Here is a 2,962-nt window from a genome sequence, read left to right on the forward strand (position 1 = left end):
CCGGATGCCATGCTCAACTGCTACACCATGTAACTTTTTGCTTCCTCTCAGATTAACTTATATCAGCTCGTCCTGCTAGGCATGACATTCAGTCACCTCTGTCTGTTACGTTTTATACAAAACGACGTGCGATTACCCTGCTATCTCGGTGACTTGAGTGATTCGGAAATAAAAAGAGATTGGTAAAGTATAATACAATAATTAGTCATGCTTTCCAGAGACTTTTGATTTTGGTCTTGATGCCATTGTATAACTCCTCGAAAAAGAGATTCCAGAAATAACCATACTGGGGAAATCTCTTGACCAGTAAAGCATCGGAAGGAAAAAGAATTCTTGGGCTTTTCATGGAATAAGGTCTGACTATATATCTTATTTGACTGGGTTCGGGCATCCAATGACCGATATACATATCTTTTTGAAAAAACTTCCCTTGGATAAATAACCCTAAAGCTCTATCAAATCCCCAGAGAGGCAACCAAGTTAAAATTTCTCCTATCCTCATATTGCGGACAAAATCATCTAAGGCTTCTTTCACCAAGGTTGTTTTCCAAATAGTATTATTGAAAGGTTCCAGATGACAGCCATGAATATCTTTTCTTTTGGCGTAGGGCCATAAAGCTAGTCTTAACTCGAAAGGATTATCTAGGGGAGCGATGGGAACTTCCACTAAATCTTGGTATTTATCTTGTCTTTTTCTAGAGACATTTAACTGATTGATAGCGGGTAGCTCCGGCCAGGTAGCTTTAATTTTTTCCTCATCGAGATAATCAATTTTCTCCTTATAAAGACGTAAGAGCCAACTTTGGGGAAAATTATGAAAGTAATCTTTCGCTAAGGCAACCACATCGGGATGCAAGAAATCATCATCATCGAGAGCCAACACATATTGACCGGAAGCATTGAGAAGACCGACGGACCGCTGGGGCGTTTCTCCCTGATAAAGACTATGAAAAATTTTGACTCTGGGGTCTTCTACGGAAGGGGTAACTGCTCCGGGAGGATAAACCCAAATAAATTCTACTTCCCCTTGAATTGCCAGAAGTTGTTGCAACCAATATTCGGAAAATTTGCCCAGAGTTGGAGTAACGATTGATAGAATTGGTGAATTAAGCATGATTAGCTGACTATCCCTCTTTTCCTAGTCGATAAAGTACATATTTTTTGGGAACTTCCCTGAGATTGGTAATCACCAGATTCCACATATATCCATACTGAGGAAAACACTTGACTAGGAAAATTTCTGATAAAATACCATAGCGATTTAGTCTTCTATATTCGGGGGGATTGTTTTCCATGCGTAACTGTTCTGGAGATGGCATGAGATGACCGATGATTTTCCCTTGGCCTTGCTCGAAAAACTTAGCTTGAATAAATAAACCCAAAAGACGATCTAAACACCAAAAAGGAATATACTTAAATGGTCCCATTAATGGTAATAAACTAACGATATCCTTACAGGTTGCCTGTACCATTTGAGTGAGCCAGACTTTTTTATCAAAATTTTCAGTATGAGGGCCGTGATGATCTTTTCTTTCGCGCACAAAGCACATCAAATCTAACTTTCTTTTGTCAAAAGGAACGATGGGAATTTCCTTTAAGTAGCCACTTTGAGCGGGTATATCCTGATTTTTGGAGCTTTTATCCCACACTGGCAGTTCTTCTATCCGGGACAGCGGTTGCCAGGGAGCGGTCAGTTCTTTTGTTTCCCCATACTGAAATCGCTTAGTACAGAGTCTCATCACCCAGCTATCTGGAAATCGCTGGAAATACTGTAGAACCATGGTCAAGATATCGGGATGAAGAAACTCATCACAATTAATGGTTAGTGTGTAAGGTGCTGTCGCATTCATCAAACCTGTGGCACGTTGAATAATTTCTCCCCGCAAGGGACTGACTATTTGCTGTACCCTGGGGTCGGACGTGGGATACTTAGGTGCTCCTGGTGGATGAACCAAGATAAATTCTACTTCTCCCTTGACCTCGGTCAGCGCATTAAACCAGTGGTCAGTAAATCCCTCTCTAGTGGGAATAACAATTGATAGGCTTGGTGTTGACACTTTGTCCATGATAAAAAAATTTTTTCCTCTATTTTTTGATGCCATTGTATCATAGTTCTCCGGCGACAAGGAAAATTTCTGGAAGATTGGAAGGCTGAGAGGTCAAGAGTGGGAATTCAAGAGAAATAAAATCGATATTCAACTTGTTTCCCATCCTAAAAACTGATTTCTAGGTTTTTTTATCCTTGAGAAATTAATCATGCCCAAAATCCGAAGTAGTGGTAGTCTGATAAGCTTATATAGCAAGCATAAGGGCAAATATTAACTAATATAAAATCGTGCCAAATTTCCACCACCAAATCAGCATTTCTAGGACTTCCCTAGAAGTGAATTACGGTTAGGAACTTTTTCTATATACATGACCACTATTCTAGCAAATAGAGAGAATTTTTGTCTATTAAGAAATGCTACAAATTCCATGGGTACATCAAGAGAAGTTAATGGGTGCATCCATTGATGGATAAGGGTTTTCGGCTGTTATAGCTGAACTTCCCTTGTATAAATATACTAGCTATGGCTAAAAGTCTTACAGAGCCTGAGTTAAAGCAATGTAATACTAATTAAATACTGGCTACAAACTCCTGAAATCCTTACGCAGATAGGGTTTGAGGCAAAATTTTTCAAATTTGACCTTTCGACCATTATAGCTTGTTTCCGGGCAGAAAACCATCAAAAACATGACTACAGAGTGAATCGCTGACTCTAGAGATTAATGACACCATCTGTTATATTAAGGTTAGCGATCACTGTACAGCCAACTCTAGGTCATCGCTCTACTCCAGATACAGTCAACGGTACAGCCATTTTCAAGGGGAAAATGTCCCCATTGACGGCTTGTCAATTTTTTCTTAGAAGCGACCTGCAGTAAGGGTTTTGTTAATTTTTTAGTATTTCTGTATGGGGGA

The 2,962-nt window shown here is 39.6% G+C and carries 2 protein-coding genes; both read right to left on the reverse strand.

What is annotated here, in order from left to right:
• Positions 1-205: 205 nt before the first annotated feature.
• Positions 206-1,114, reverse strand: coding sequence for a glycosyltransferase family protein (locus IM322_RS08990; protein WP_287676287.1), 909 nt, complete (start codon positions 1,112-1,114; stop codon positions 206-208).
• Between the two features lie 10 nt (positions 1,115-1,124).
• Positions 1,125-2,066 (reverse strand): glycosyltransferase family protein, encoded by a 942-nt coding sequence (locus IM322_RS08995; RefSeq protein WP_287676288.1) that lies wholly within the window; start codon positions 2,064-2,066, stop codon positions 1,125-1,127.
• Positions 2,067-2,962 lie beyond the last annotated feature (896 nt).

The sequence above is a fragment of the Microcystis sp. M109S1 genome, assembly GCF_020247025.1.
GTDB lineage: Bacteria > Cyanobacteriota > Cyanobacteriia > Cyanobacteriales > Microcystaceae > Microcystis.

Coding starts and splice junctions, on each gene's coding strand:
- IM322_RS08990 (WP_287676287.1), bottom strand. CDS start 1,114: ATGCTTAATTCACCAATTCTATCAATCGTTACTCCAACTCTGGGCAAA.
- IM322_RS08995 (WP_287676288.1), bottom strand. CDS start 2,066: ATGGACAAAGTGTCAACACCAAGCCTATCAATTGTTATTCCCACTAGA.